The organism is Prevotella sp. OH937_COT-195 (assembly GCF_003932845.1).
GTDB lineage: Bacteria > Bacteroidota > Bacteroidia > Bacteroidales > Bacteroidaceae > Prevotella.
The window spans coordinates 1-551 of sequence record NZ_RQZH01000133.1 but is presented as its reverse complement, the minus strand read 5'-3'; the positions used below and the strand labels follow the sequence as shown (position 1 = coordinate 551).

Here is a 551-nt window from a genome sequence, read left to right as displayed (position 1 = left end):
AAGACGGGTGTATATACCGCCGTTACCGTGTTGGTGCCGGTGAGCTTCACAGTGAGGTTGTCGATTTGTGAATGGATGCCTTTTTCGTTACCGCCGGCGTTGATGGCGGCGTTGTCGAGGGTGAGGGTGCGGGTGGAGTGGTCGTACTTCACCGTGCCGCTCACGCCGGGTATCACGCTGAGGTCGTTGCAGTTGGTGGAGGTTACCTTCGTGCCGGCAATCTCGAGGTCGTAGGTGGTAACCGGCTTGATGGTCACCTTGGATTTGATGATATTTCCCGAGGCGTCGCACACGGCTTTCTTTTCGGCGTTCCACACCGCTCCGGCGGGGCTTGTGATTTTGCAGCCCTCGAGGGTGAGGGTATTGAAGTGGCGGATGGAGCCGTCCCTGCCCTCTGCCGTTACCGTGGCGTTGCGGATGGTGAGGGTCTCGGTCGTGCCGTTATATCCTGCGATGCCCCATTCGCCTTTGGCATTGACGGTGCAGCCGTCGATGGTGAGCGAGGTCTTGTAGGCATAGATGCCGGGGTAACCTGTGCTCTCTGCGTTGAG

At 59.0% G+C, this 551-nt stretch carries 1 pseudogene; it reads right to left on the bottom strand.

What is annotated here, in order from left to right:
• Window positions 1–551, bottom strand: a pseudogene (locus tag EII32_RS12315) (peptidase); the annotation flags it as partial.